The organism is Dickeya sp. MK7, assembly GCF_000406305.1.
GTDB classification, from domain to species: domain Bacteria; phylum Pseudomonadota; class Gammaproteobacteria; order Enterobacterales; family Enterobacteriaceae; genus Dickeya; species Dickeya fangzhongdai.
In genome coordinates, this window is sequence record NZ_CM001984.1 from 1,438,639 (window position 1) to 1,465,020 (window position 26,382).

General features: G+C 55.6%; 22 protein-coding genes. 19 read left to right on the top strand and 3 right to left on the bottom strand.

All coding sequences use genetic code 11. The features are described from left to right. The 14 genes from rfbC (at window position 1) to DXXMK7_RS06535 (ending at window position 17,372) form a co-directional block, all read left to right on the top strand. The gene (gene rfbC, locus DXXMK7_RS06465) at window positions 1–537 is read left to right on the top strand and encodes a dTDP-4-dehydrorhamnose 3,5-epimerase (RefSeq protein ID WP_038918362.1); all 537 of its coding nucleotides are present in this window, start codon (window positions 1–3) and stop codon (window positions 535–537) included. Continuing rightward, window positions 534–1,391 carry a dTDP-4-dehydrorhamnose reductase gene (rfbD, locus tag DXXMK7_RS06470; protein ID WP_038918363.1) on the top strand — a complete coding sequence of 286 codons (858 nt, stop codon included), beginning with the start codon at window positions 534–536 and terminating at the stop codon, window positions 1,389–1,391. Before rfbC ends, rfbD begins: the two co-directional genes overlap by 4 nt. Window positions 1,392–1,565: 174 nt before the next feature. Next, window positions 1,566–2,486, top strand: coding sequence for a glycosyltransferase family 2 protein (locus DXXMK7_RS06475; RefSeq protein ID WP_038918364.1), 921 nt, complete (start codon window positions 1,566–1,568; stop codon window positions 2,484–2,486). Beyond that, complete coding sequence (locus tag DXXMK7_RS06480; protein WP_038918366.1) at window positions 2,483–3,754, top strand: oligosaccharide flippase family protein; 1,272 nt, start codon at window positions 2,483–2,485, stop codon at window positions 3,752–3,754. The genes DXXMK7_RS06475 and DXXMK7_RS06480 overlap by 4 nt, the downstream gene beginning before the upstream one ends. A 97-nt stretch (window positions 3,755–3,851) precedes the next feature. Then, entirely contained in the window at window positions 3,852–4,688 is an 837-nt protein-coding gene (locus DXXMK7_RS06485) for a glycosyltransferase family 2 protein (RefSeq protein ID WP_038660640.1), read from the top strand. 192 nt (window positions 4,689–4,880) lie between these two features. Beyond that, entirely contained in the window at window positions 4,881–6,308 is a 1,428-nt protein-coding gene (locus DXXMK7_RS06490) for a mannose-1-phosphate guanylyltransferase/mannose-6-phosphate isomerase (protein WP_038918367.1), read from the top strand. Window positions 6,309–6,321: 13 nt separating this feature from the next. Beyond that, on the top strand, window positions 6,322–7,695 hold the full coding sequence (gene cpsG, locus DXXMK7_RS06495) for a phosphomannomutase CpsG (RefSeq protein WP_038918368.1): 1,374 nt from the start codon (window positions 6,322–6,324) through the stop codon (window positions 7,693–7,695). Between the two features lie 105 nt (window positions 7,696–7,800). Further along, on the top strand, window positions 7,801–8,808 hold the full coding sequence (locus DXXMK7_RS06500; protein ID WP_038918369.1) for an NAD-dependent epimerase: 1,008 nt from the start codon (window positions 7,801–7,803) through the stop codon (window positions 8,806–8,808). A 236-nt stretch (window positions 8,809–9,044) separates the two neighbouring features. Further along, window positions 9,045–10,211 (top strand): nucleotide sugar dehydrogenase, encoded by a 1,167-nt coding sequence (locus tag DXXMK7_RS06505; RefSeq protein ID WP_038920852.1) that lies wholly within the window; start codon window positions 9,045–9,047, stop codon window positions 10,209–10,211. Between the two features lie 83 nt (window positions 10,212–10,294). Beyond that, window positions 10,295–11,194 (top strand): sugar phosphate nucleotidyltransferase, encoded by a 900-nt coding sequence (locus DXXMK7_RS06510; protein ID WP_038668750.1) that lies wholly within the window; start codon window positions 10,295–10,297, stop codon window positions 11,192–11,194. Between the two features lie 271 nt (window positions 11,195–11,465). Next, window positions 11,466–12,872 carry an NADP-dependent phosphogluconate dehydrogenase gene (gndA, locus tag DXXMK7_RS06515; protein ID WP_038918370.1) on the top strand — a complete coding sequence of 469 codons (1,407 nt, stop codon included), beginning with the start codon at window positions 11,466–11,468 and terminating at the stop codon, window positions 12,870–12,872. A gap of 913 nt (window positions 12,873–13,785) precedes the next feature. Further along, window positions 13,786–14,406, top strand: coding sequence for a YjbF family lipoprotein (locus DXXMK7_RS06525; RefSeq protein ID WP_308420906.1), 621 nt, complete (start codon window positions 13,786–13,788; stop codon window positions 14,404–14,406). A 9-nt stretch (window positions 14,407–14,415) separates the two neighbouring features. Continuing rightward, on the top strand, window positions 14,416–15,195 hold the full coding sequence (locus tag DXXMK7_RS06530) for a capsule biosynthesis GfcC D2 domain-containing protein (protein WP_038918374.1): 780 nt from the start codon (window positions 14,416–14,418) through the stop codon (window positions 15,193–15,195). Further along, the gene (locus DXXMK7_RS06535; protein WP_038918375.1) at window positions 15,195–17,372 is read left to right on the top strand and encodes a YjbH domain-containing protein; all 2,178 of its coding nucleotides are present in this window, start codon (window positions 15,195–15,197) and stop codon (window positions 17,370–17,372) included. Before DXXMK7_RS06530 ends, DXXMK7_RS06535 begins: the two co-directional genes overlap by 1 nt. Window positions 17,373–17,466: 94 nt before the next feature. On the opposite strand, the gene DXXMK7_RS06540 is transcribed toward DXXMK7_RS06535, so the two are convergent. After that, window positions 17,467–18,579 (bottom strand): hypothetical protein, encoded by a 1,113-nt coding sequence (locus tag DXXMK7_RS06540; protein ID WP_231348847.1) that lies wholly within the window; start codon window positions 18,577–18,579, stop codon window positions 17,467–17,469. A gap of 352 nt (window positions 18,580–18,931) precedes the next feature. Between DXXMK7_RS06540 and DXXMK7_RS06545 the strand changes: the two genes are divergently transcribed. The 3 genes from DXXMK7_RS06545 (at window position 18,932) to DXXMK7_RS06555 (ending at window position 22,405) form a co-directional block, all read left to right on the top strand. Then, window positions 18,932–20,434, top strand: coding sequence for a hypothetical protein (locus DXXMK7_RS06545; RefSeq protein ID WP_038918377.1), 1,503 nt, complete (start codon window positions 18,932–18,934; stop codon window positions 20,432–20,434). Window positions 20,435–20,585: 151 nt separating this feature from the next. Next, window positions 20,586–20,753, top strand: coding sequence for a hypothetical protein (locus DXXMK7_RS22805; protein WP_193745941.1), 168 nt, complete (start codon window positions 20,586–20,588; stop codon window positions 20,751–20,753). A gap of 587 nt (window positions 20,754–21,340) precedes the next feature. Continuing rightward, window positions 21,341–22,405, top strand: a complete 1,065-nt coding sequence (locus DXXMK7_RS06555) for a diguanylate cyclase (protein WP_038918379.1) — start codon at window positions 21,341–21,343, stop codon at window positions 22,403–22,405. Window positions 22,406–22,417: 12 nt separating this feature from the next. Here the strand turns inward: DXXMK7_RS06555 and DXXMK7_RS06560 are convergent, their stop codons facing one another. Next, window positions 22,418–23,314, bottom strand: coding sequence for a GntR family transcriptional regulator (locus DXXMK7_RS06560; protein ID WP_038918380.1), 897 nt, complete (start codon window positions 23,312–23,314; stop codon window positions 22,418–22,420). Window positions 23,315–23,543: 229 nt separating this feature from the next. Here DXXMK7_RS06560 and DXXMK7_RS06565 point away from each other — a divergent pair, with 229 nt between their 5' ends. Then, on the top strand, window positions 23,544–24,005 hold the full coding sequence (locus DXXMK7_RS06565) for a hypothetical protein (protein WP_038918381.1): 462 nt from the start codon (window positions 23,544–23,546) through the stop codon (window positions 24,003–24,005). 212 nt (window positions 24,006–24,217) lie between these two features. Continuing rightward, on the top strand, window positions 24,218–24,979 hold the full coding sequence (locus DXXMK7_RS06570; protein WP_038918382.1) for an SDR family oxidoreductase: 762 nt from the start codon (window positions 24,218–24,220) through the stop codon (window positions 24,977–24,979). A gap of 49 nt (window positions 24,980–25,028) precedes the next feature. Here DXXMK7_RS06570 and DXXMK7_RS06575 read toward each other — a convergent pair whose 3' ends face one another. Beyond that, window positions 25,029–25,979 carry a VirK/YbjX family protein gene (locus tag DXXMK7_RS06575; RefSeq protein ID WP_038918384.1) on the bottom strand — a complete coding sequence of 317 codons (951 nt, stop codon included), beginning with the start codon at window positions 25,977–25,979 and terminating at the stop codon, window positions 25,029–25,031. Window positions 25,980–26,382: the final 403 nt, after the last annotated feature.

A 26,382-nucleotide genomic window follows, 5' to 3' on the forward strand; every position in this document is an offset into this window, starting at 1 on the left:
ATGCAAGTTCATGATACCGCCATTCAGGGCGTCAAAATCATTCAGCCCAAGGTCTTCGGTGATGCCAGAGGCTTTTTTCTGGAAACGTTTGAGAAAAATCGTTATCAGGACATGCTGGATATCGACCTGGACTTTGTACAGGACAACCATTCCCGCTCGGCCAAAGGCGTGTTGCGCGGGTTACATTTTCAGACTGCCAATCCGCAGGGGAAACTGGTGCGAGTGGTGCGCGGCGAGGTGTTCGACGTCGTCGTGGATATTCGCCCGGATTCCCCGACCTACGGCCGTTGGGAAGGCATAGTGCTGTCGGAAGAAAACAAGACCCAGTTCTGGATCCCGCCCGGTCTGGCGCACGGTTTTTTGGTGCTGTCCGAACTGGCGGATTTCGAATACAAATGCACCGATTACTATAACCCGGCTCACGAAGGCTGCCTGCTATGGAACGATGCGGATATCGCTATCGACTGGCCGATAGCCTCCCCCCTGTTGTCGGAAAAGGATAAAAAGGGCAAATCCTTTAAGGAGTTATGGGCATGAAAGTCTTGTTAACCGGAGCTAACGGTCAGTTAGGGCGCTGCTTTCAGGATCGGCTGCCGGACGGGTGGTCGGTGCTGGCGACGGATACGGACTCGCTGGATATCACCGACGAGGCGCAGGTGCAGGCTACGGTGAAATCGTGGCAGCCGGACGCCATTGTCAATGCCGCGGCCTATACCGCGGTGGACAAGGCGGAGTCGGAACCCGAGCTGGCGGCGCGTATCAATGTCGCCGGGCCGGAATATCTGGCTCGCGCCGCCCGTCACCTGGGCGCGCGCTTTATCCATGTCTCCACCGATTATGTGTTCGATGGTACGGCGACCCGGCCGTATAGCGAAACCGACGCCACCCACCCGCTGGGCGTGTACGGTCAGACCAAGCTGGATGGCGAGCGGGCGGTGCTGAAGGTGAATCCGGCGGCGCAGATTGTGCGTACCGCCTGGGTTTTCAGCGAGTACGGCAACAACTTTGTCAAAACCATGCTGCGGCTGGGGCGGGAGCGGGATACCCTCGGCGTGGTGGCCGATCAACGCGGCTGCCCGACCTATGCCGGCGATATTGCCGACGCCATCATCAGCCTGTTGCAACAGCAGGCCGACGCCGGTCTGTATCACTTCTGCGGCGATGAAGAGGTGTCCTGGCATGATTTTGCCGGCGCCATCTTCGCCATCGCCGGCGAGCAGCAACTGCTGACCCGAACGCCGGTGGTCAACGCCATTACCACTGAGCAGTACCCAACGCCGGCAGCGCGGCCGGCTTATTCCACGCTGGATTGCGGCAAAATCGCCCGGCTGGGTATTCAGCCGTCCGCTTGGCGGGAGGCGTTGGGCGTTATCATCCCCAAATTGGTCTGATGATGTTCAGGCGCGGTAAACCCGTGGGGGCGTGATGCCCTCTTCCTTTCGAGTTGCAGGCGATAACCGGGCGAATCCCTGATGCGGATTTGTACGGTCAGTGCGCCTGCAGCTCGGGAGAGGGCGGGTATACCGCACATCGTTCTCGTATTTCCTTATCTTCGGTTGACAGAGATGACAGGTCACGATCGGATCAGTATCGCGTTGGCTACCTATAACGGTGGCCGTTATGTCAGACAGCAGTTGGATTCCATCCAGCATCAGACGCATCAGGACTTTATCATCCATGTGTGCGACGACGGTTCCCGTGATAACACGCTGGAGGTAATCCGGAGCCATGAACTCTATCAGCAGGGTAAAGTCCGCCTTTATCCCGGCAAAGGCGGGTTGGGCGCGATGAAAAACTTCCGCCGCGCCATTGCCTGCTGTGAAGACCGCTATATCGCTTTGTGCGATCAGGATGATTATTGGGTTCCGGAAAAGCTGGAGCGGTTGCTGAACGAAGTTAAAGCGCACGAACAGGAAGGGGAGACGCCGGTGCTGGCGTTTTCCGATCTGGAGATCGTGGATGCGGTGCTGGGGCCGATCTATCCCTCCTTCTATCGCGCGTCGATCAAGTCCTCGGCGGCCAGCCAGCCGGAAGACTTTGTGGTCAGCAACCATATTCCTGGCTGCGCCATGTTGTTCAATCGCGCATTGAAACAGCTGATGGAACCGATGCCGGACGACATTCGCATGCATGACTGGTGGATTGCGATGATCGCCGCTCACAGCGGGAAGATCGCGTATGTGGATAGGCCGCTGATCAAGTATCGCCAGCACGGCAATAATACCGTCGGCGTGCCCGGTATCCTGCGAAAACGCCTGCTGCCGGACAGCCTGCTGTGTCTCAGGGGCTATCCCACGGGTCACAAGCACAGCCGCATGATGTTGACCGCCCTGAAAAGTTTTTGCCAGCGGCATCAGTCCGACAGCAGCGATTTTCTGCGGGTGATTCGCGGAGAAGCGGGGGTGCTGAGTAAGCTGTCGTTGATGCGGCGCGCCCGTAACGGCGAGCGGAAACTGCTGAGCTGTGCAATCTGGTGGATGGTATGAGTGACAAAAAGACAATAAAGCGCGAGGTTATCTATCTCTATATCATCCAGATTTCCAATATGCTGCTGCCGTTGGCGACCTTTCCTTATCTCGCCAGAGTGCTGGGCGCGGAGTTCTTTGGCAAGCTCAGTTACGCCCAGTCCATCAGCTTTATCGCGTTGTTTATTGTCGATTTTGGTTTTAACTTCTCGGCCGCCAGAAAAGTCAGCGCGCATGCTGGCGATATGGCGGCCATCAATGCCCTGTACTCGAATGTGCAATGCGCCAAAACATTGCTGTTCCTGATAGTGATGGCGGCGGGGACGGTAGTCGACCTGTTGACGGCTCAGTCGGAGATAGACGGCATCCTGTTCTTCATCGGGCTGGCGTCCTCGCTGAGTTCGCTGCTGTCCGCCGCCTGGCTGTTTCAGGGATTGGGGAAGAACTCGCATCTGGCTATCCTGAACCTGGTGTTCCGTGCGCTGGCGCTGGGCCTGATCTTTCTGCTGGTCAGCTCGCCAGCGGATATTTATCTGGCGTCGGTGATTCAGCTGTTTCCGCCGGTGCTGGTCGGGCTGGTGATTCAGTGTCAGTTGAAACGCCGCGAATCGGTGAGCTGGCAGCTCAGCGGCGTAAACCGGCATACGGTGGCCGACGAAATCCGGGAGAGTTTTCACAACTTTTCCGCGTCATTGTTCACGCTGGGTTTTACTTATCTGAATCCGGTGGTGATCAAATTTATGTTCGGCGACGCCACGTTGGGTCACTACGCGGTGGCGGATCGGCTGGCATCGGTGCTGCGCCAGTTGTATAACCCGATCGTGCAAGGCAATTTCAGCCATATCTGCAGCCTTTACAACCGCCTGGAGTACCCGGCTATTCGGGCCCGGCTGATGAAGGTCATGATGATGTTTTCTTTGCTCACCGCCAGCGCTTTTCTGGGCAATCTGCTGGTGGGGACGCCGATTATCCACTGGGTCTTCGGCAAGGAATACGATATCGGGCATTTGCTGACCATCATGATCGTTACCCAGTTTGTGATCTCGTTGTCGATTATTCTGGTTAACCTGATCATTATTCCTGCCGGGCTCAGCATCTACCTGAAACGGGTCTATTTCATCGGTCTGCTGTGCCATTTTTCCTATCTGTTTTTCTTTGCCCAATGGTGGGGCGTATATGGGGTCGCGATTGCGGTGGGCGCGACCGAGTTCATCATCACGGTGGTGTTCTTTTTTATGGTGATGAAAAAGAACATTCTGGGTAACCGGATGTTAGGGATGCCCCAATAAAATAACCGCCGCGCCAGCATTTCATGATGCAACACGGAAATATCGTGCATCTGAATGGAGTCGTCATTGCAATCCTGTTTTGCCAGGAGAGAGAGTCATGATTAAAAATGCAATTCTGGTGGTGTTGTACAATAAGGGACTGGAGTCGTCTACAACCTTGCAGACGCTGATTCAGCATCCGTTTAAATCTATAAAATTGACTATTCATAATAATGGTCCTTTTCGTATTTCCGAAGAAGACAGCTTTTTTCTGCGGCTGAAAACGATTTATGAACAGGTGGAATTGGTTAATTGTCTGGAAAACCAGCCATTGAGCCAGGTATACAATCGGTTTATCGCCAATAACCTGCAGGTGGAACGATGGGTTATTCTGGATGATGACACCACCATTAATGAATCATTCTGGTTTGCGGTGGAGCACACCCAGGCGGATATTGAATGCCCGCGGATTATTTCCAGCATTAATTACAAAACCTATTACCCGGTATCCAAAGGGGAAATTGTACTGAGTTATCAGGATCTGGACCCGGCGACGGCCTTTTCCATCGGCTCCGGGCTGATTATCCACCGCCGGTTATGGGATGTTTTCGAACGGCGTGGCCTGTCGCTGTTTGATGAAAACTACGCGCTGTACGGCGTGGATGTCAGCGTGTTTCGCCGCATACATCGCCTGAGCGCGTCCGGTGAAAAATTTGTGCTGAGAAGCAGCTGTTATCTGGAGCATGGGCTTTCCCGTTCGGAAAAAAAGGAAAGCGAATTCAGAATTGCAGAGAACCTGATCGATCTGGCTATTTCAGCCCGCCGCTATCCCCAGTTTCACTTGTATTACCATCTTGGCTGGCGGCTGTTAAAACAGTTTGTTCGATTACGCTTTAAAACCGTTATGGTTGCCACGCAGGCTTTTTTTCGCGGCAAGCACCCTCGCTGTAATTAATTTTTCTGCACGCTTTCTGATAAGCCCATTGCTATTGGGTTAATGCGTATCCGGCAATGTTAAAGCCTGAGACGACGGACTGAATTTATTTTCGGCTATTGAATGGCGATCACGTTAATAACGTAATTCACGTCAATTACGTTGATCGCGTCAATAGCCGCCACATATTTATCAAGTTTATCAAGGTGCGATATGTCTAACGTTATTCCTGTCATTATGGCTGGCGGTAGCGGCAGCCGACTATGGCCGTTGTCGCGTGAGCTGTTTCCCAAGCAGTTTCTGCCATTAGGCGACGAGAGCAACCGCAGCCTGTTGCAGAATACCCTGGCGCGGTTGCAGGGATTGTCGTTTCTGGCGCAGCAACGACCGCTGGTGATCTGCAATGAGGAGCACCGTTTTCTGGTCGCGGAACAGTTGCGCGAGCAACAGCAACTGGGGGGCAACATCATTCTGGAGCCGGTTGGGCGTAATACCGCGCCGGCGATTGCGCTGGCGGCCCATCTGAGCGTCAAGACCGATCCGGACAGCCTGCTGCTGGTGCTGGCTGCCGATCATCTGATCAGGAAAACCGATAACTTCCATCAGGCGATCCGCCAGGCGTTGCCCTATGCCCACGACGATAAGCTGGTGACCTTCGGCATCGTGCCGGAGTGCCCCGAAACCGGTTATGGCTATATCAAGACGGGCGGCGCGTTGTCCGGCGGCGGCTTCGCGGTAGACGAATTCGTGGAAAAACCGGATTTGGCGACGGCCGAGCGTTACCTGAAATCCGGCGCGTATTGCTGGAACAGCGGCATGTTCCTGTTCCGCGCGGCGAAATATCTGGATGAACTGCAACAGAACCAGCCGGATATCTACGAGCTGACCCGTGTGGCGATGGCGCGCAGCCAGCGCGATATGGACTTTATTCGCGTGGAGTCGCGCGCGTTTACCGACTGCCCCGGCGATTCCATCGACTACGCGGTGATGGAGAAAACCCGCGATGCGGTGGTGATCGCTTTTGACGCCGGCTGGAGCGATGTCGGCTCCTGGTCGTCGCTGTGGGAGGTGTCGGAAAAAGACGAGCAGGGCAACGTGACGGTGGGGGATGTGATTGCGCTGGATAGCCGCAACAACTACGTTTCTTCGTCCTCGTCGCTGGTGGCGACCATCGGCATCGACGACGTCATCATCGTCAACACCGGGGATGCATTGCTGGTGGCCGCCAAAGAACGGGCGCAGGACGTCAAGAAAGTAGTGGAACGCCTGAAAGCGCAAAACCGGCACCAGTTCCGCGATCATACCGAGTCGTTCCGCCCCTGGGGCAAGAGCAGCAATATCGATGCCGGCGAACACTATCGGGTGAAAAAACTGGTCGTGCACCCCGGTCAGGGGCTGTCGTTGCAACAGCATTTTCACCGCGCTGAACATTGGGTGGTGCTGGCGGGGACCGCCAGGGTTCAGGTGGATGACAAGACCTATTTTCTGGCGGAAAACCAGTCCACCTTTATTCCACCCGGCGCGGTGCACACGCTGGAAAATCCGGGCCTGATCGACCTCGTGGTGATTGAGGTCCGCTCAGGTCATTACCTGGAAGAGGACGACATCGTCCGTTTGCATGACCGCTATGGTCGGGTATGAAGGGAGAAGGACAATGCCCGCATTAACCTGTTTTAAAGCCTATGATATTCGCGGTGAACTGGGAACCGAACTGGATGAAGACATCGCCTACCGGATCGGACGCGCCTACGCCGAGGTGATTCAACCCACGCGTGTGGTGGTGGGCGGCGATGTTCGGCTGACCAGCGAATCATTGAAGCGAGCGCTGGCCGATGGCCTGCGCGACGCCGGGGTGGATGTGTATGACATCGGCCTGTCCGGCACCGAGGAAGTCTACTTCGCCACCTTCCATTTCGGGATGGACGGCGGGATAGAGGTCACCGCCAGCCACAACCCCATCAATTACAATGGGATGAAGCTGGTGCGCGCCGGTTCTCAACCCATCAGCGGTGATAGCGGACTGAAGGATATCCAGCGTCTGGCGGAGGAAAACCGCTTTGCGCCCGCCGACCCGCAGCGCCGCGGGCGCTATGAGCCTCTGGCGGCGTTGAAACCGTACATCGAGCACCTGATGTCGTATATCAACCCGCGCAATCTGACGCCGATAAAAATCGTCATCAACAGCGGCAACGGCGCCGCCGGTCACGTCGTGGATGCGCTGGAAGCGGAGCTGTGCCGTCATGGCGCGTCGGTGTCCTTTCTCAAGGTCCACCATCAGCCGGACGGCACGTTCCCTAACGGCATTCCCAATCCGCTGTTGCCGGAATGCCGGGCGGATACCGCCCGCGCGGTGGTTGAACATCAGGCGGATTTCGGCGTGGCGTTCGACGGCGATTTTGACCGCTGCTTCCTGTTTGATCATCAGGGGCGTTTTATCGAGGGTTACTACATCGTCGGGCTGCTGGCGGAATCCTTCCTGAACAAGGCGCCGGGCTCCACCATCATTCATGACCCGCGTCTGACCTGGAACACGGTGGATATCGTTACCGGCAAAGGCGGTAATCCGGTGATGTCGAAAACCGGTCATGCGTTCATCAAAGAACGGATGCGCAAGGAGGACGCCATTTACGGCGGTGAAATGAGCGCGCATCACTACTTCCGGTCGTTCGCCTACTGCGATTCCGGCATGATCCCGTGGCTGCTGGTGGCGGAATTGATCGGGGTGCGTGGGCGCTCACTGTCGCAGCTGGTCAGCGAGCGGATGCTGGCGTATCCCGCTTCCGGCGAGATCAACTCCTTGCTGACCGACCCGGCCGCGGCGATTGCCCGCGTGCGCGCCGCCTGGGAACCGCAGGCGCTGGCGGTGGATGAAACCGACGGCATCAGCCTGACGTTTACCGACTGGCGTTTTAATCTGCGCCGTTCCAACACCGAACCGGTGGTTCGGCTCAATGTGGAGTCGCGGCAGAATCCCCGACTGATGGAGGAAAAAACCCGTACGATTCTGGCGCTGTTGCGTCAGTGTTGAGGCGATCTCTGGCACCCTCTGCATGTTTTCAGTGGTTAGCGGGTGCTGAATCAGGGCGGTGGATGGTATTATCTCCGCCATTCAAGTCACGTTAAGAGTTCCTGAATGAAATTTCTTGTTACCGGCGCGGCCGGCTTTATCGGCTTCTATGCCTGTCAGTCACTCTGCGCCGCCGGCCATACGGTGGTGGGGATCGACAACCTCAACAGCTATTACGAGGTATCGCTCAAGGAAGCGCGGCTGGCGAAACTGCGCGCGCTGCCCGGTTTTCATTTTGAGCGGATAGATATTGCGGATAGCCAGGCGATGGCGGCGTTGTTCGCGGCGGAAAAATTCGAGCGCGTTATCCACCTCGCCGCGCAGGCTGGGGTGCGTTATTCGCTGGAAAACCCGATGGTGTATGCGGAAAGCAACCTGATCGGGCATCTGAATGTGCTGGAAGGGTGCCGTCATAACGGCGTCGGTCACCTGATTTACGCCTCTTCCAGCTCGGTGTACGGGTTGAACAGCAAAACGCCGTTCGCCACCGCCGACTCGACCGACCACCCGATCTCGCTGTATGCCGCGACCAAGAAATCCAATGAACTGATGGCGCACTCCTATTCGCACCTGTATGACCTGCCGACCACCGGGCTGCGCTTTTTCACGGTGTATGGACCGTGGGGGCGTCCGGACATGGCGCTGTTCAAGTTCACCCGCCGGATTCTGGCTGGCGAACCGATCGATATCTACAATCAGGGTGATATGTGGCGTGATTTCACCTATGTCACCGACATTGTGGAAGGCATGCTGCGCATGGTGGATCAGATTCCGGGACGCGACGCCGACTGGACGGTGGAAGGCGGTTCGCCGGCCACCAGTTCCGCGCCGTACCAGCTCTACAATATCGGTCACGGCAGCCCGGTGCGGCTGATGGATTTCGTAACCGCGCTGGAGTCGGCGCTGGGGCGTGAGGCAGTAAAAAACTTCATGCCGATGCAGGCTGGCGACGTTTATCAGACCTATGCCGATACCAGCGACCTGTTCGCTGTGACAGGCTATCGACCGCAGGTAGGGGTAGAAAAAGGGGTACAGGCCTTCGTGGACTGGTACCGGGATTTCTATCAGGCCTGAGCGAAATAAAGAGAAATATATACCCCAAATAATTCGAGTTGCAGGAAGGCGGCGACGCAGCGAATCCCCAGGAGCTTACATAAGTAAGTGACTGGGGTGAGCGAGGAAAGCCAACGCACCTGCGACTTGAAGTATGGCGGGTATAGACGGCATTACGCAGCGGACGTCTCTGCGGCTTTGCTATTGTTCTGTGGCGGGTACAGTGTGTTACCCCGTAGGATGAATGTGGACAGATGATGAAAATTGCAATTGCGGGTACCGGTTATGTTGGCTTGTCCAACGCCATGCTGCTGGCGCAGCATAATGAAGTGGTCGCGGTGGATATCGTCGCCGAAAAAGTGGATATGCTCAACAAAGGCATCTCCCCCATCGTGGATAAGGAAATCGAAGCCTATCTGCGTAACCCGGCGCTGAATTTCCGCGCCACGCTGGATGCCGTATCCGCCTATCAGGATGCGGAATTCGTCATTATCGCCACGCCGACGGATTACGATCCGAAAACCAATTACTTCAACACTCGCTCGGTGGAAGCGGTGATCAGCAAGGTGCTGGAAGTGAATCCGCACGCGGTGATGATCATCAAATCCACCATTCCGGTGGGATATACCGCGCAGGTTCGCGAGCAGTTCGGCACTGAAAATATCATCTTCTCGCCGGAGTTCCTGCGTGAAGGCCGCGCGCTGTACGACAACCTGTATCCGTCCCGTATCGTGGTGGGAGAGCGTTCTGAACGCGCCGAGCGTTTTGCCCGCCTGCTGGTGGAAGGGGCCATCAAAACCAATATTCCGGTGCTGTTTACCGGTTTAACCGAAGCCGAAGCGATCAAACTGTTCGCCAATACCTATCTGGCGATGCGCGTGGCCTACTTTAACGAGCTGGATACCTACGCCCAGACTCTGGGGCTGGACAGTAAACAGATCATCGAAGGCGTCGGGCTGGACCCGCGTATCGGCCAGCACTACAACAACCCGTCGTTCGGCTATGGCGGCTACTGCCTGCCGAAGGATACCAAGCAACTGCTGGCTAACTACGAATCGGTGCCGAACAACCTGATTCGGGCGATTGTCGACGCCAACACTACCCGCAAGGATTTCATCGCCGATTCCGTGATCAGACGGAGTCCGAAAGTGGTCGGTATCTACCGGCTGGTGATGAAAACCGGCTCTGATAACTTCCGTGCTTCCGCGATTCAGGGGGTAATGAAGCGCATCAAGGCCAAAGGGATCGACGTGGTGGTGTATGAGCCGGCGTTGAAAGAGTCGGAGTTCTTCCGTTCCCGCGTGATTCACAGTCTGGATGAGTTCAAACAGATATCCGACGTGATTCTGTCGAACCGAATGGCGCCGGAATTGTCTGATGTAATGGAAAAAGTGTATACCCGCGATCTCTTCGGCGCCGATTAGGTGTATTCTGGCGCCAGAAAAATTAATGTGGCGCGGTCTTTGTCGTCGCGGCAAACAGCAGCATGTTTTTGAGAGAACACGAAATGACAGCATTAAAAGCGATTATCCCCGTTGCCGGTTTAGGGATGAACTTGTTACCGGTTACCAAAGCGATTCCAAAAGAGATGCTTCCGTTGGTTGACCGGCCGGTAATCGAAAAGATTGTCAACGAGTGCGTCAATGCGGGAATTAAAGAGATCGTGCTGGTGACGCACGCCTCTAAAAACGCCATTGAAAACCATTTTGATACCTCTTTCGAGCTGGAGTCGATGCTGGAAGAGCGCGCCAAACGTCAGTTGCTGGCGGAAGTACAGTCCATTTGCCCGCCGGGCGTGACCATCATGAATGTGCGTCAGGGGCAGACGCTGGGTCTGGGGCACGCGGTGTCCTGCGCTCATCCGATTGTCGGCAACTCGCCGTTTGTGGTGGTACTGCCGGATGTGGTGATGGACGACGCTTCCGCCGATCAGTCGAAAGACAATCTGGCGTTGCTGATTTCCCGTTTTGAGCAGACCGGTCACAGCCAGGTGCTGGTAAAACACCGTCCGTACGAGGTGCTGCCGGAATATTCCATCGTGGAATGTGAGAACGCGCTGAATCAGGCGGGCGACGCTTCGGCGATCACCTCCATGATCGAGAAGCCGGAGCTGGCGCCGGTGGAAGGGTCGGACCTGTCCGCGGTCGGTCGTTATGTTCTGACTGCCGAAGCCTGGCCGATTCTGGAAAACACCCTGGCGGGCGCCTGGGGCCGTATCCAGTTGACCGACGCCATCGCCGAGCTTATCAAAACCCAGCAGGTTGATGCCGTTCAGATGGCGGGGCGTAGCTTCAACTGCGGTCGTAAGATGGGGTATGTGCAGGCATTCGTGTCCTACGGTCTGCGCAATCCGGAACTGGGTAGTGCTTTCAAAACCAAAATCAAAGCGCTGCTGGAAAAATATTAATCAACGCGGCATACCCGATAACACCCTGGTGTTATCGGGTTTTTTCTGACCATTGTTCAGATGGTTATCAATGAAATTAATATCACGATAATTTATTGCACTGTTTTTTGTCCTCCACCCGGTCAGCCTCATTCGTGGAACGCCTGCTACCTTCCTTGTCGCACCAATAACTACCCACCCGGCGTTAGCTGGGTTACCATGTCAGCCAGCTTTTTGTTGCCTGGGGCGCGGTCAGCCGCAGGCAGGTTACCTTCAGACAGGAGTTGCTTTAATGTCCAAACAGCAAATTGGCGTTGTCGGTATGGCGGTAATGGGGCGCAATCTGGCGCTGAACATTGAAAGCCGTGGCTATACCGTTTCCGTCTTTAACCGTTCCGCAGACAAAACGGATGAGGTGATTGCAGAGAATCCGGGAAAAAAACTGGTGCCGTGCTACACCGTTGAAGAGTTTGTTGAATCTCTGGAAAAACCGCGCCGTATCCTGTTGATGGTTAAAGCGGGCGAAGCGACGGATAAAACTATCGAGTCCCTGAAACCGTATCTGGAAAAAGGCGACATCCTGATCGACGGCGGCAACACGTTCTATAAAGACACCATTCGCCGTAACCGTGAATTGTCTGCCGAAGGGTTCAACTTCATCGGTACCGGCGTGTCCGGCGGTGAAGAAGGCGCGCTGAAAGGTCCGTCCATTATGCCGGGCGGTCAGAAAGAGGCCTATGAGCTGGTCGCGCCTATTCTGGAGCAGATCGCAGCCCGTGCTGAAGGCGAGCCTTGCGTAACCTATATTGGCGCTGACGGCGCCGGTCACTACGTGAAAATGGTGCACAACGGCATCGAGTACGGCGACATGCAGCTGATCGCCGAAGCCTACGCGCTGCTGAAGCAGGCGCTCGGGCTTTCCAACGAAGAACTGGCGAGCACCTTCTCCGAATGGAACAAGGGCGAGCTGAGCAGCTACCTGATCGAAATCACGGCCGATATCTTCACCAAGAAAGACGAAGAGGGTAAATACCTGGTCGACGTGATTCTGGATGAAGCCGCCAACAAAGGCACCGGCAAGTGGACCAGCCAGAGCTCGCTGGATCTGGGTGAACCGCTGTCGCTGATTACCGAGTCGGTGTTTGCCCGTTACCTGTCCTCGCTGAAGAACCAGCGTGTGGCGGCCTCTAAAGTGCTGAGCGGCCCGGCTGCCCAGGCGTTCAGCGGCGACAAAGCCGGGTTCGTCGAAAAAGTGCGTCGCGCGCTGTATCTGGGCAAAATCGTCTCCTACGCGCAGGGTTTCTCTCAGCTGAAAGCGGCGTCTGACGAAAACAACTGGAGCCTGAACTACGGCGAAATCGCCAAGATTTTCCGTGCCGGTTGCATCATCCGCGCCCAGTTCCTGCAAAAGATCACCGACGCCTACGCCGAGAACGCCGATATCGCCAACCTGCTGCTGGCGCCGTATTTCCGCCAGATCGCCGACGAATACCAGCAGGCGCTGCGTGACGTGGTGTCCTATGCGGTACAGCAGGGGATTCCGACTCCGACCTTCTCGGCGGCGATTGCCTATTATGACAGTTACCGTTCCGCGGTATTACCGGCCAATCTGATTCAGGCTCAGCGCGATTATTTCGGCGCGCATACCTATAAGCGTATTGATAAAGAAGGCGTATTCCACACCGAATGGTTGGAATAATATTCTGAAATATTTTTCATATTCTGAAACCGGGTAGAAATATCCGGTTTTTCTTTCTCAATATCTCCCCTCTAATAACTATACCCCAAATAATTCGAGCTGCAGGAAGGCGGCAACTGAGCGAATCCCCAGGAACTTACATAAGTAAGTGACTGGGGTGAGCGAGGCAGCCAACACACCTGCAGCTTGAAGTATGACGGGTATGAGACTTTTCCGATAATATTTCATCTCATTGTAATTAATGGGAAAAATATAACACTCTTGCGACTTGTCTTATTTCCTTAATCGTTCAATTTTGCTTTTCTTATTCTTTATCTGAGTATTGGTTCGGATCCTTCCCACGCGCTGGTGATTATTTCATGAAGGATGAATTGAAATAATTGCTTCACAGGCCGTGGGGAAGATCCAACCTGGCTGATTAATTCAGCCAGTCGTGGGTCAGGGGAGAGCTTCCGGGGTGTCCCCTGCCTGATGTCCTTAAACAGGAAATAAAAGGAAATGGTAATGATGAAGAAAACGCTAGCGATCCTGGTACTGGCTCTGGCCGTACCTGTGGGCGCACTGGCGGCTGGGCCGTCAGCAGGTAACGGTCAACCCGCTTTCCAGGGGGGGGCCGCAGCTGGTTCACACGCGTTTAGCGCAGCGAGTGGCCGCGGGTCGGGTTATGGCTATGGCTATGGCCACGGGGTTGGTCGTGGCGTCATGGGGGGCATCGTTTCTGCCGCCAGCAGCACAACCAGCACCACTGCGACCGGCACCTCAACCGTGACGTCAACTCGCGGTTAATGATGGGCTAATAACCAAGGCCACTCCGGTGGCCTTTTTTCTGCTTCAGGATGTTCAGGCGAGAACCCGAACAATGAAAAAAATCCTTGATTTAGCCTTGTTCCGGATGTTGGTGGTCGTTTTCTTCATGCTAGGACTCACAGGGTGTTCTCAGCAAATCAGTCAACTGGGCCGGGACTTGCGGCTGGCGTTGTGGGGAAGGGAAGGTGTCAGCATGACGCCGCAACAGGTGGAGCAGCTTCCCTATGCCTCAGCGTATCTGAAAGTGGGTAAGGCGCCGCGCGTCTTTGTGGTGCTGGCGTTTGTCGATAACCAGCAACTGAAGTGGGTGACGGAGGATAAAAACGTGGTGGTAACCCGCTTTGGCCGGCTGGTGAAAACGCAGGGGCTGGGTGAAGACATCCGGCAAGTCACCCAGTTGGACACCGACCCGCTCAGCCTTGGCTTGCTGAAACCCGGCACCCCAAAACAGTGGCACACCATCGTCAGCTGGTCGCAGGTGCTGCGCGGCGGTTACGACCAGCAATCGGTATTCGAGAACAAAGGCCCGGAGACCCTGACGATACTGAACATCCCACGGCAGACGGTGCGTTTCGACGAGCAGGTAACCGTACCGGCGCTGGGCAAACACTATACCAACCAATACTGGCTGGACCCGACTTCCGGTCAGGTCATCCAAAGCTATCAGTATATGGGGCCAAACATGGCTCTGGTGCAGTTCACTGTTCTTAAGCCATACAATCAATAAGGTAATTTTATGTTGTCATTCAATCGATTGGCTGCCTTGTTATTGCTGGTGGCCGGAACATCAGGGGCGGCGCAGTTAACGGTAAAGTATGCGGGCGAAACGTTGCCCGCCGTGGTGCTGAAAGACGGCACCCGTCTGGATCAGTTCTACGGCCAGATGACTTTCCCGGACAAGGTCAACTGGCAGACTGCGTTACTCACCAACGAACTTGTGACGGAAAAGGTCAAAGAGAAGGGAGAAAGGCTGCAGGCCCGGCTCTATCAGTTGCAGCTGGTCTGGCAGGTCGAGGGCGATGGCGACTGGGCGATCGCCGCCTGGTATATGGCGCAGGCGCTGAAACAGGTGAATACCGTCGGCCGGATCCGCGCCAGCATCGACCCGGATATCGTGCGTCTTTCTCAGCGGGATAATCGCCCGCTGGTGGGCAACTATACCCTCTACCTGTCACCCTATCGGGATCAGTTCTTTTTGTTTGGGCTGATCAGCACCGGCATTGATATCGGCACTCCGAACGTGTTCAAGGACATCGACCTCCAGTCAGGCTGGTCTGTCGAACAGTACATCGGCAGACGGCGTTTTCTGCCTGGCGGCGATAACCGCGACGGTTATCTGATTTCGAGCGACGGCCGCTGGCGCAAAGTTCCGCTGGCCATCTGGAACCGCCAGCACAATGAACCGGCGGCGGGAGAAACGCTGTTCATCGGTTTTGACCCTTCCATTCTGCCCGAGGGCTTCACGTCTCTGAATGAGCAGATCGCCGACTATCTTGCCAACCGGATTCCACACTAATGGCTAACAACCGAACTTTTAAACTGAGCTGCCTGTCGCTGGCGATTGGCAGCACATTAGGGACGTCGGTCTGGGCGGCTGAAGCGGATAACCAGGATGCGGCGAACCGCAGCGGTTATTACCAGCCCGCCGGCGTATCGCAGATGGATTTTGGCGGCGTAGGGCTATGGCAGATGCCGACGGCGCGCATGGCGGATACCGGCGAGTTTAGCGCCAGCTACCGCGACAACCAGGAATATCGCCGCTATGCCATTTCACTGCAGCCACTCGACTGGCTGGAGGCGACGCTGCGGTATACCGATATTCGTACCCGGCCTTACAGCACCACCCCCAGCTTCAGTGGCAGCCAAACCTACAAAGACAAGAGCTTCGACGTCAAGGCGCGGCTCTGGCAGGAAAGCCGCTGGCTGCCGCAGGTATCGCTGGGGTTGCGCGATATCGCCGGCACCGGTTTGTTCGACAGCGAGTATCTGGTAGCCAGCAAGCGCTGGGGGCCGTTTGATTTCACGCTGGGTATGGGCTGGGGCAACATGGCGCAGAGCGGCAACATTACCAACCCGGCCTGCCGGTTAATGTCGGGATTCTGTACCCGTTCCGCCTCAACGCAGACCGGGCAGTTCGCGGCGAAGAACTTTTTCCACGGCCCGGCGGCGCTGTTTGCCGGGTTGGAATACCAGACGCCGTGGGATCCGTTGCGTATCAAGCTGGAGTACGACAGCAACGACTACAGCGTGGAGGCGGCGGACCAGACTCGCCCTGCGTCGCAGCATATCAAGCAGGACTCGCCGATTAACGTCGGCCTGGTGTACCGCGCCACCGACTGGCTGGATACGTCGCTGTCGTGGGAGCGCGGCAACACCCTGATGTGGGGCTTCACGCTGCGCACCAACTTCAACCGGCTGCGGCCGCAGCACCCGGACGACGAGCCGCCGGTTTACTTACCGGGAAAAAACGCAACGTTACCGGGAAAAAACGCAACGGCGAAAAATGCACAGGGCGGCACCGACTGGCAACGTGTTTCGCAGGAGCTGGACGAAAAGGCCGGCTTTACTCAACCGGATATTTATAGCGACGGCCAGCAGGTGACGGTGGTGGCGGAGCAGTATAAATATAACAGCGATGCCGAGGCCAGCCGGCGGGCGGCGACGGTGCTGGCGAACAATCTGCCGGACGACGTCGGGCAGTATCACATCGTCACCCGTAGCGGTCCGCTGACCGCCACCAGTACCCGTGTGGATGCGTCGGCGTTCCGCCAACTGGAGTCCGGCAGTACGCCGCTGGGGCTGGACGAGCCGGATCCCTATCATGTCGAGCCGCTGCCGGAGCCGAGTGGCCGTCAGGTGCTGCATACCGAGCCGCCGCGTTTCACCTACGGCATCGACCCCTCGCTGCAGCAGTCGTTTGGCGGTCCGGAATCGTTCTACATGTATCAGCTGTCGGCCAACGCCAGCGCCGATTACCGTATTACCAATAACTGGCGGCTGGGCGGCATGCTGAGCATCAACCTGCTCAATAACTATAACCAGTTCAACTTCAGATCGCCCCCGCAGGACGGCGCGGCGCTGCCGCGGGTCCGTACCCACATTCGCGAATATGTGACCGCTTCGGACGTACAACTGACCAACCTGCAGCTGTCGCGTTACGATCATCTGTCGCGCGACTGGTATACCCAGGTCTACGGCGGTTATCTGGAAATGATGTACGCCGGGGTCGGGGGCGAAGTGCTGTATCGGCCGTTTGGCAGCAGCTGGGCGGTGGGGATGGACGTCAACTACGTCAAGCAGCGGGACTGGGACGATCCGCAGCGGCTGAGGGATTACAGTGTGACCACCGGTCACCTGACCACCTATTGGTCGCTGCCGTTCGTCAAAGGCGGGCTGGCGAAAATCAGCGTCGGGCGTTATCTGGCCGGCGATAAAGGCGTCACGCTGGATCTGTCGCGCCGTTTCGACAGCGGGATCGTGGCCGGCGCGTTTGCCACCGTCACCAATGTCAGCGCCAGCGAATATGGCGAAGGCAGTTTCACCAAAGGGATCTACTTCACCATCCCGTTCGATCTGCTCTTCAGTTCACCGACCACCCGTCACGGCTCCATCGGCTGGGTGCCGCTGACCCGCGATGGCGGCCAGATGCTGGATCGGCGCGACGTGCTGTACAACATGGTGGACCGGGAATAATGGTGGTCAGGGGATAATCAAGAGTAGTGAGGGGATAATCGAATCACCCGGTCAATGCGCAGCGCCTTCCGGAAAACGGGAGGCGCCGCCAGTATCAGGATTGAGGCTGTAGTGACGAGGGGGAAGGCAGCGGGCGTACCGCTCTGGTCCGCTGGCGATGTAGCTTGCTGCTGACCATCATCATGGTGACAAACAGAAACAGCCCGGGTGAAAAGTAACCATAGCCGCGCAGGAAAAACTCGACCGCGTAGGCGATCACCACCGCCATGGCGATTTTCAGCAGCGTTGATTCCATATCGGTGTTATCGCGGATGCGGTTGATGGTGTTGACGGCTTTTTTCAGAATCAACATGTAGCCGATACTGATCAGCAGACCGACGGCGCCGAATTCGCTGACGATTTTCGAGGCCAGGAAGCCGCCGTCGTTACGGTTGAAGTCGCTGCCGGCGAGCGACTGGATGACATAGCCGTATTGGCCGACCCCATTGGTGCCGGCCATTTGCAGCCCCAGGCCAAGGCCGTGGCTTTCCAGCAGCGCGTTTTTGGCGTCATCCAGCCCTTGCAGGAATACCAGCGTCGTGAGGTTGTCGGTATCGTCGCTGATGGTCAGGCGCGAGCCGAAGTAGGCGATGGCCGGCAGGTCGGAAAAGTAGGTCAGCATGAAATACACCGCCGCAACCAGCACCACGATGATCGTCAGCATCAGGGTAATGCGCCGCGCCATCCAGAAGATGAAAATCGCCATCATGCAGAACACCAGCAGCGTCAGGCTGGGGAAAATCAACGCCTGTAACAGCAGGTTCGCCAGCAGCACCACGCGTTCCCGGTTTTTCATCAGAATGCCGCTGGCGCAGACAAAGATACCGACCGTCAGGGCGTAATGACTCTCTTCGGAAAAAGGAAACACCGCCTTGGGTTTCGCAGCGTAACTGCCGATATCAATGCGATGGATGACCGAGATCCAGCCGAGCAGCAGCAGGGTATAGGTGACGGCCCGGAAAACGGAAGCAAGGGTGGCGGGCGGGACGGTCAACAGACGGTTGGAAAATAGCGTGGCGCCAAGAAAAATAATAATCAGCGCCGGTAACGTGAAGAGTGGTTTGTAATTGTCATAGAAGGCGGCGATATAACCGGACTGCGCCAGTAATATAAATACCGCTATCGAAAAAAGTAAGATTTTTCCACTGGAAAAGGCTAATTGCTTCATACAGCGTAAGCCATAAATATAGATGGCTGTGATGGCTACCATCATGCCGGGCGCCAGCGAGGATTGCTGGAGAAATACAAACACAAACTGTGGTATCAGGAAAATGCAAAGCATTGCCCAATAAAGAGAATTATGTTTTATGGTTGCTTTCAATTTTCAACTCCCATACTCAGTTGAAGTGTATTTTCAGTGATGATAAATCAGATTGAATTAAATCTTTAATTATTTTTGCAGAAAATTTATGACATTTATCGGCGCTATTGTTTACCCTGCCTGTTATCAACGCATTATCTTCCATTATGTGAATTTCGATTTTTAAAACATTGAATTTATTGATATCGGAGAGATTGTTATGAATAGAAGAGATTTCCTGGCCGGCAGTCTGGCATCGCTGGCGGTGACCTCTACGGCGTCGGCATCGCAGGAGAATAATGCGGTTGCATTTACCAATGATCTCACCCGTTACAATATTGATTTTTCCGGAAAGAAAGATTCCACCGGGCCTTTTCAGACACTTCTTAATGATATGCTGGAACAGTCACAATCTTTATCGAATGCCCAGCAAAAGGTCAGGTTAATGTTACAGGGCGTGGTGCAGGTCTCTTCCACAATAAAAATAGATGCATCGAAAGTTTCTATTCATGGCCCGCTGACAATTATTTTTACCAAAAATGGTAATTTCGATAAATATGCGGTGGTGGTTACCGGAAACCCGGACGTGGATGCCGCCTACAGTAATATCGTGGACAGTTTTTTTTCCGGCGTGCATTTTATTTCTGAAAAGAGAACGTTAGATCTGTTTTTTGCGTATAACCCGGAGAACAATTCCAACCGCAATGCATCCTGCCTGTTGAGCATTTATTCCTGCCGTTTTACCGGGTTCAGAAAAGTCTTTTCCAACGGAGCGGGCGGCTGGGGCTGGAACTGGTTCTCCTGCGGATTCAATAACTGCGATCGCCTGTTGTATCTGACCCGTCAGCCGGATTCCTACGAGCGCTTCACCTTCATTGGCTGTATCTGGCAAAACGGCGGGTACGCTTTTGAAATCGATAATCCGGACGGCGTGGTGTACTGGCAGGCGGGCAGCTTTGATTACTGCGAGGGGATCGCGTTGATTAACGAAGGGCATGTGGAGATCAACGGCCACTTCGAGTACGTGAGGCGAAAGCAGCCCGCGGTGGTGCTGAGGAAAAAGAACGCTAGCTTTGTGTTCAACGGCGGGGCGATTTTTGTGCGTCAGAATCCGGAGCAACCCTACCTCATTTTCGATCAGGCGTTTGATTACCAGACTACGCTGGCCAATGTTCGCTTTGCCACCGATGGCATCAATGTCACTTCCTGCGTGATCTCCAACCGTCCCTGCTGGAAAAATAACCTGATCTTTACCAATCAGATGGCGGAACTGATCGCCCTGAACGACAGCGGCAGCACGCTGGTTTACCCCGGCGCGGGCGGTTGCGCCTGTCGTTATGACCCGGCGCACATCAAAGAAGATAACGGGCGGTTTGTGAAAATAGCCGAGAGCGATAACGTGCAGGTGCAGTTTCTGATACCGATCAATGGGCACGATCAAATCGGGCTGACCTGGCAGGCGCAAACTTCCGTCGCCGGCAAGGTGGCGATTACCAAAAAGCTTCATGGCTACGGCGAAAACGGCCCCGGACCGGTGATGATGGACCTGACCCGCGACGGCAAGGATTACATTCAGAGCAGCGATCGATTGCAGAAGGGCAACTCGGGCACCATCTGGAAAATTCCGCGCAGCGCCTGGCTGTTGGCGCTGTCGTTCAATCTCTCCTCCGCCAGCGTCGGCGACTATCTGGATATGCGCGAACTGAAGCTGGTCAGTTGCTGATCGCCGGGCGGAGTGTAAGGAATGCGATCGTTTTACGAAAGTGGTTCGTAATCAGTATAAATGACTGTAAATAAGAGGATTTTTAAGAATCGGCGACTTGTTGCCTGCTGGCCGGTTTCTTATGATGCACCCGTTGAAACTGAGGTGAATCATGAAAAACGTAGTCAAAATGGTCGGTTTACTGGCATTGATCGCCACCCTGAGCGGTTGTATTTTCCCTCCCCCGTGGGGCGGTCCAGGCGGCGGTCATGGCGGCCCCGGCGGCGGTGGGCCGGGTGGGTTCCATTACCAGCCCGCCAACGGACTGGGGCATCCCTGATACGTAACGCGGCCGGCCTTCCCCCCTGTGGGCCGGCCGCATTGCTTTTGCTGACCGGCGTTGGTTTTTCACCTCGCCATTTTCCCATTCCCGCGTGCTTTCCCCCTGACGTTCTTTTCCTCTGAACGCGGTCCCCCAGCCGTCTGTTGTCATGCTGATAACGGCCTTTATCCGCCAGTGTTAAGCCAGAATTCAATACGATGCAGCAGGGCTATTTTGCCTGCCGGGCAGTGTCTGAACGCCTCGCTTGTCTGTAACGCACGGGTTTACTCGCTGCGCCAGTTACGCCTGCCGGGATAGGTTCTTAATAAAAACCATATCTTACTGAAGTGATTTGAGCTGGAATTTGGAATAATGACTGCAAGTTCCCCGTCATAAGGATTATATACCCTGAATAATTGGGGTTGCAGGAGGCGGCGATACGGTGAATCCCCAGCCGTTTGCTCAGGCGAGTGGCTGGGGGACGTGACAAATCGATGTAAGCCGATTTGAACGCTGTCGGTAGCCGCCCCGCAAGGGCGAATGGGCCGAGACGCAGCCAACGTACTTGCGGTTTGAAGTGTGACGGATATAAGAAGGAGAGTGGAATGTATTCAACACTCGTTGCGGCACCGGCTGACGGTGATCGTCGTCGCTCCGGTCTGGCGTTTGCCAGACGCGTCTATATCCCCCGAATGATTGGTCTGGGGCTGGGCTTTTTTTATGTCGCCGCGGTGCTGTATGACCAGACAGAGCCTGTGTGGGTCTGGGGGGTATTGTTTTTCAACGGTTTTCTTTGGCCGCATCTTGCGCTGTTGCTGGCGCGGCGCGCCCGCGATCCGATGCGGTTCGAGTATGGCAATCTGCGGTTTGACGCCTGGCTGGGCGGTGTCTGGATTGGCATGATGGGGCTGAATTCACTGCCGTCGGTGCTGATCATGTCGATGATGGGCATGAACAATATTGCGGCCGGCGGTTTGCGGCTGTTTTTGCAAGGGCTGGTTGTGCAACTGACCGGCGCGCTGGCTGTTATCTGGCTGGCAGGCCGAACGATCGCCTTTGCCACCACGCCTGTGCAGATCTATTTCTGCCTGCCGATGCTATTCATCTATCCCATATCGGTAGGGCTGGTCACCTATCGCACCGCGATCAAACTGGCGGAGCACAAGCGTCAACTGCGGGAAATCAGTATCCACGACGGTATGACCCGGTTGTACAACCGGCATTACTGGGAGCAGTTGTTGAAAAATGAGTTTGAACTGTGTTTGCGCCACCAGCAGGTGGCGACACTGGCGTTGCTGGATATCGATCATTTCAAGCGCATCAACGACAGCTTCGGGCACCACGTGGGCGATGATGTGATTCTCTTGCTGAGCGGCGGCATCAAATCAACCTTGCGGCAATCCGACATTACCGGCCGTTTTGGCGGCGACGAATTCGGCGTGGTGCTGCCGCAGACGCCGGCTGTCGAGGCGGAGCGTATCGTCCAGCGGTTGCGCGAGTATCTGGACAGCGTGCAACTGCATCAGGCGCCGACGCTGCGGGTGGGAATCAGCGTTGGGCTGGTGCAGTTTCATCCTGGTCTGGAGGACTATCAGGTTTGGCTGAAAGCTGCGGATACCGCGTTGTATCAGGCCAAAGACAACGGTCGCGGTTGCACGGTCTGCGTCTGAACGGTTTAGCCGCTAAAGCGGCGTGAACAACGCCGGGTTGACCGCCTGGCGTCGCGCTTTTTCCAGATGCGTACGCATGAAATCGGCGGCGCTCAGCCGATCGCCTTGCTCCAGATAGCGAATGATTTGCAGATGTTCTTCCGCCTGATGTTTTCGCTGTGGGCGAAACCTCTCCTTGCGGTACTCCACCAGCCGCCGCAGCCGAGCCAGATGACGGACGGTTTGCAGCAGAAAACGATTGCCGGAACAGACGGCCAGCGTGTCATGAAATCCGGAACTGGTATCAAACATCTCCATCGCCGTCATGGTCAGGTAACCGTCTTCGGCCAGGTGTTCCTGCTGCTTCCGGCAGTGCGCCAGCACCTGCGGGTCAATATGAAACGTCGCCGACAGCAGTCCGGCCGGCTCGATAATGGCGCGCAGCGCGTAGCTTTCCTCATAAGCCTCTACCGAATCGATCAGCGGCAGCGTGCGCCAGCCCTGACCAGCCATGTGTTCCAGCCAGCCTTCCTGCTGACAGCGCAGCAATACTTTGCGTAGCACCGGGCGGGTAACGCTGAATTCGAGCATCAGCTCCATTTCTGAAAATTGTTCCGGCAACTGGCGGGTAATGCGGCGTTCCGCTAACTGGCGATAGAGCGGGTCTTCCGCCTGCTCCAACACTTCGGCGACCAGATTGCCCAATTGCGAGGCGTGTTGCGCCAGAAAAAAACCGCGATTGCGGTCATAGGTCACCATGCCTTTGTCCATCAGGTACTGCATCGCCTGTTTTACCGGCGTGCGCGACGTGTTGAGCGCCTGCGCCAGCGCCGACTCGACCAGATGATGGCCCACCGCGAGTTGCTCGCGTCTGACATAACTGATGACATCGCGCACGATGCGCGCCTGCAAAGGGGTGAGGGTCGTCATGATTCCTTGCCAGCCAGAATAAATAACCGCTGATTATACCTGTTACCGACCGGGCTGGCAGTGCTGCCGGCCAATTGTTCTTTATTTTAGTAAAAGTCACTTCGGGTGTTAATCCGGTTGATCTGTTGGCATAAGAAGAGGGGGTGCCATTTCATGGATTGTATTTTTTAATAATAAAATGCAATATGAGTAAATCCTGAACATCCAGCGAAATACGAAGAGACTGTCAGTGGCGCCATCAGCACACCCCTTACTGATTACCGGTCATCCTTTTGAATGGCTGACGATCCCCGGCCTGGGCCGGATTGCCTGTACTTTCATTCGCCATCAGCCCTCGTTGATGCTGGTGTCGGCGAGCGCCCTGTCGCAATCCGGGTTGCTGGAGGATGCGGTAAGCCTGCCTGCGTGGGAAACGGTCCGCATTTTTGGCGCAGCGGCGCTGTCGCGATATATCGGAGAAAACGCGCAGCACAGTCAACTGGTGGTGATCGACAGCCTGTCAGGCGGATCCTCCTGCGTGTTGGGGTTTGCCATACTCGACCGGCAAGGGTGGCAGCGTCATATCGCCGCATCGACCGAACAGGTTATCAGGCAGGCGGTGTTGCAGCCCGACACGATCGCCTGCGATTATCTTCCCACCAGCGTGAACGCGGCGTTTTCGTTGGTTCACCGCTATCCGCCGCACGGTTGAGCGGCAGACTGTCTGTGTCGGCATTACTGTCGGTAAAAATGGAATAATCATATCCATTTATCCACCTTTATCTCATGCCGCTATCCGGGCAGGATCTGCCACGCAGGCGATGGCCGCTTCGCCGTGTTAACGTCGCGGCGAACCCGATCGTTTTCATCCCGGAACAATTTTCATTCCGGAGTCATTTTCATCCCGGAATAACAGGAGACCGTATGCAGCAGCACAACACACAAGACAGCGTACAGAATGCCCGCGTGGCGATTGTCACCGGTGCGTCGCGGGGCATCGGCAGGGCGATTGCGCTGAAACTGGCGCAGCAGGGATGGCGGGTGGTGGTGAATTATGCCCGGCAGCAGCAACAGGCGAGCGATGTGGTGAGCCGGATTCGCGCGGACGGCGGCGTCGCGCTGGCGATTCAGGCGCAGGTGGACGTGCCCGAGCAGGTGGCGGCGCTGTTTCAGCAGACGAAAGCGCAATTCGGGCGTATCGACGCCGTGATCAACAGCGCCGGGGTGATGGCGAACACGTCGATTGCCGATGGCGATCTGGCGCAGTTCGACAACATGATGGCGACCAATCTGCGCGGTGCATTCATTGTGCTGGGCGAAGCGGCCCGGCAGGTGGAAAACGGCGGACGGATTATTGCGCTGTCTACCAGCGTGATCGCCCGGTCGCTGCCCGGTTATGGCCCCTATATCGCTTCCAAAGCCGGAGTCGAGGGGCTGGTGCGGGTGCTGGCGAACGAACTGCGCGGTCGCGAGGTAACGGTAAACGCCGTAGCGCCGGGGCCGGTGGCGACCGAACTGTTTTTTAACGGTAAGACCGATGCGCAGGTGGCCGCCATTACCGCCATGACGCCGCTGGAAAGGCTGGGTGAGCCGGACGATATCGCCAACGTGGTGGCTTTTCTGGTCGGGCCGGAAGGGGGCTGGATCAATGGTCAGGTGGTCCGCAGCAACGGCGGGTTTGCGTAATGGGGGATGACGTACCGGGGAACGCCGTTTTCCCCGGTGTCGGCGTATGCTAACTGGCGATGCGATGCAGCGTGTCGGATGAGGCGCTGTGCCCCAGAGTGAGCCTGATCTGAGCGTTGATGTCGTCAAGCAACTGATAACGGCGCTGGTACTGGGCTCGTTTTCGGCTTGGCAATTCATCCAGCGTTTTGCGTGTAATGATCTGCGGAAGTTGGTACAACCCCGTCGCGTTTCTGTCTGCGTTGATTGACTGCCAGAACTCGCTGTAACTGGAAAACCGCACCTTATTTTTACGGTAGCAGTAGCGCAGGCACTGATAAACATGGTTTTCATCGCCTACCGCCAGAATGCGATGAATGCCGGTGAGACCGGCGAGGGTCAGCAGGCACTCCAGCAACAGGCGTTTGGGAAACAGCCCAAAGCAGGCTTTCGATGCGTCTTTGGTCAGTTCACGGGTCTGGTCGCGGCCTTTTCCCTGCAAACCGCCAATCATGATGGCGAGCTGATTCTGGTCGCGCATTACCGAGAATGTCAGTGACGCCAGCACCACATCGTTGAAACGGATGCGCAGCGTAGCCTCGCCCTCTTTGTCGTAGCGTGAGGTGCTGCAAATCAGTGAAAAACTTTCGCCGTTCTTGCCGGAAAAACGCGCCAGACAATAATCATCCAGACTGAGAAACGCCTGCTTCAGAAACGGGTTAGCCAACTGATCCACGAAAGTGTAATGGGTACAGATGGCGTCGGCGCGCTCGGCGGCATGCAGCGTGGCGGACAGATAAGGGCGGTGAATCTTGGTCGGCAGCATCGGCCGGATTTTCACCGCTTTTTGCATGGCGGGAATCTCAATAATATTCTTCAGATAACGTAAGGTAATTGACGGCATTAATAATGAGCGTAATAAAAATTTGGCTTTTATATCGGTCTTACGCCAGATTTTTTCAGAGAAAAAATTACCCTTTAATAATTGATAGAAAAGCGACAGCGACGATGATTTTTCCATTTTAATTCCCCGTGAGATAATGCTGTAAAAATAATCACAGGGGAGCGTATGCCCGGTACTGATGTATTACCGTAAAACGCAAGCTCGGAAACCCTGCCACGCAGAAAGACAAGGTGATTTTTATCTTTTACCTCGCGCTTTCTGTTGCTGGGGATTATAAAGAGGACAAAGAAAAGAAAAATCAGAACCCATATGTTGTTGAGCATTGATTTAGTGAAAATAACAAATACCGATTTATCGCGGGTTTGTTTGGGTTTGATTTAAACTTAATGATCGGGAGCAACGTATAATAGGTAGATCGTGCGGAGTGGGGCTGTATTTTATCTGCCGCAGCGAAAGGGGTTAAACAGTGTGCAGCCAGTCAGCTGCGTCAGTAAACAGGCCGGCAGATCCGCCCGCCGGC

Excerpts from the sequence above, each read along its gene's own strand:
- rfbC (WP_038918362.1), top strand. The coding sequence starts at position 1 with ATGCAAGTTCATGATACCGCCATTCAGGGCGTCAAAATCATTCAGCCC.
- rfbD (WP_038918363.1), top strand. The coding sequence starts at position 534 with ATGAAAGTCTTGTTAACCGGAGCTAACGGTCAGTTAGGGCGCTGCTTT.
- DXXMK7_RS06475 (WP_038918364.1), top strand. The coding sequence starts at position 1,566 with ATGACAGGTCACGATCGGATCAGTATCGCGTTGGCTACCTATAACGGT.
- DXXMK7_RS06480 (WP_038918366.1), top strand. The coding sequence starts at position 2,483 with ATGAGTGACAAAAAGACAATAAAGCGCGAGGTTATCTATCTCTATATC.
- DXXMK7_RS06485 (WP_038660640.1), top strand. The coding sequence starts at position 3,852 with ATGATTAAAAATGCAATTCTGGTGGTGTTGTACAATAAGGGACTGGAG.
- DXXMK7_RS06490 (WP_038918367.1), top strand. The coding sequence starts at position 4,881 with ATGTCTAACGTTATTCCTGTCATTATGGCTGGCGGTAGCGGCAGCCGA.
- cpsG (WP_038918368.1), top strand. The coding sequence starts at position 6,322 with ATGCCCGCATTAACCTGTTTTAAAGCCTATGATATTCGCGGTGAACTG.
- DXXMK7_RS06500 (WP_038918369.1), top strand. The coding sequence starts at position 7,801 with ATGAAATTTCTTGTTACCGGCGCGGCCGGCTTTATCGGCTTCTATGCC.
- DXXMK7_RS06505 (WP_038920852.1), top strand. The coding sequence starts at position 9,045 with ATGAAAATTGCAATTGCGGGTACCGGTTATGTTGGCTTGTCCAACGCC.
- DXXMK7_RS06510 (WP_038668750.1), top strand. The coding sequence starts at position 10,295 with ATGACAGCATTAAAAGCGATTATCCCCGTTGCCGGTTTAGGGATGAAC.
- gndA (WP_038918370.1), top strand. The coding sequence starts at position 11,466 with ATGTCCAAACAGCAAATTGGCGTTGTCGGTATGGCGGTAATGGGGCGC.
- DXXMK7_RS06525 (WP_308420906.1), top strand. The coding sequence starts at position 13,786 with ATGCTAGGACTCACAGGGTGTTCTCAGCAAATCAGTCAACTGGGCCGG.
- DXXMK7_RS06530 (WP_038918374.1), top strand. The coding sequence starts at position 14,416 with ATGTTGTCATTCAATCGATTGGCTGCCTTGTTATTGCTGGTGGCCGGA.
- DXXMK7_RS06535 (WP_038918375.1), top strand. The coding sequence starts at position 15,195 with ATGGCTAACAACCGAACTTTTAAACTGAGCTGCCTGTCGCTGGCGATT.
- DXXMK7_RS06540 (WP_231348847.1), bottom strand. The coding sequence starts at position 18,579 with ATGAAGCAATTAGCCTTTTCCAGTGGAAAAATCTTACTTTTTTCGATA.
- DXXMK7_RS06545 (WP_038918377.1), top strand. The coding sequence starts at position 18,932 with ATGAATAGAAGAGATTTCCTGGCCGGCAGTCTGGCATCGCTGGCGGTG.
- DXXMK7_RS22805 (WP_193745941.1), top strand. The coding sequence starts at position 20,586 with ATGAAAAACGTAGTCAAAATGGTCGGTTTACTGGCATTGATCGCCACC.
- DXXMK7_RS06555 (WP_038918379.1), top strand. The coding sequence starts at position 21,341 with ATGTATTCAACACTCGTTGCGGCACCGGCTGACGGTGATCGTCGTCGC.
- DXXMK7_RS06560 (WP_038918380.1), bottom strand. The coding sequence starts at position 23,314 with ATGACGACCCTCACCCCTTTGCAGGCGCGCATCGTGCGCGATGTCATC.
- DXXMK7_RS06570 (WP_038918382.1), top strand. The coding sequence starts at position 24,218 with ATGCAGCAGCACAACACACAAGACAGCGTACAGAATGCCCGCGTGGCG.
- DXXMK7_RS06575 (WP_038918384.1), bottom strand. The coding sequence starts at position 25,979 with ATGGAAAAATCATCGTCGCTGTCGCTTTTCTATCAATTATTAAAGGGT.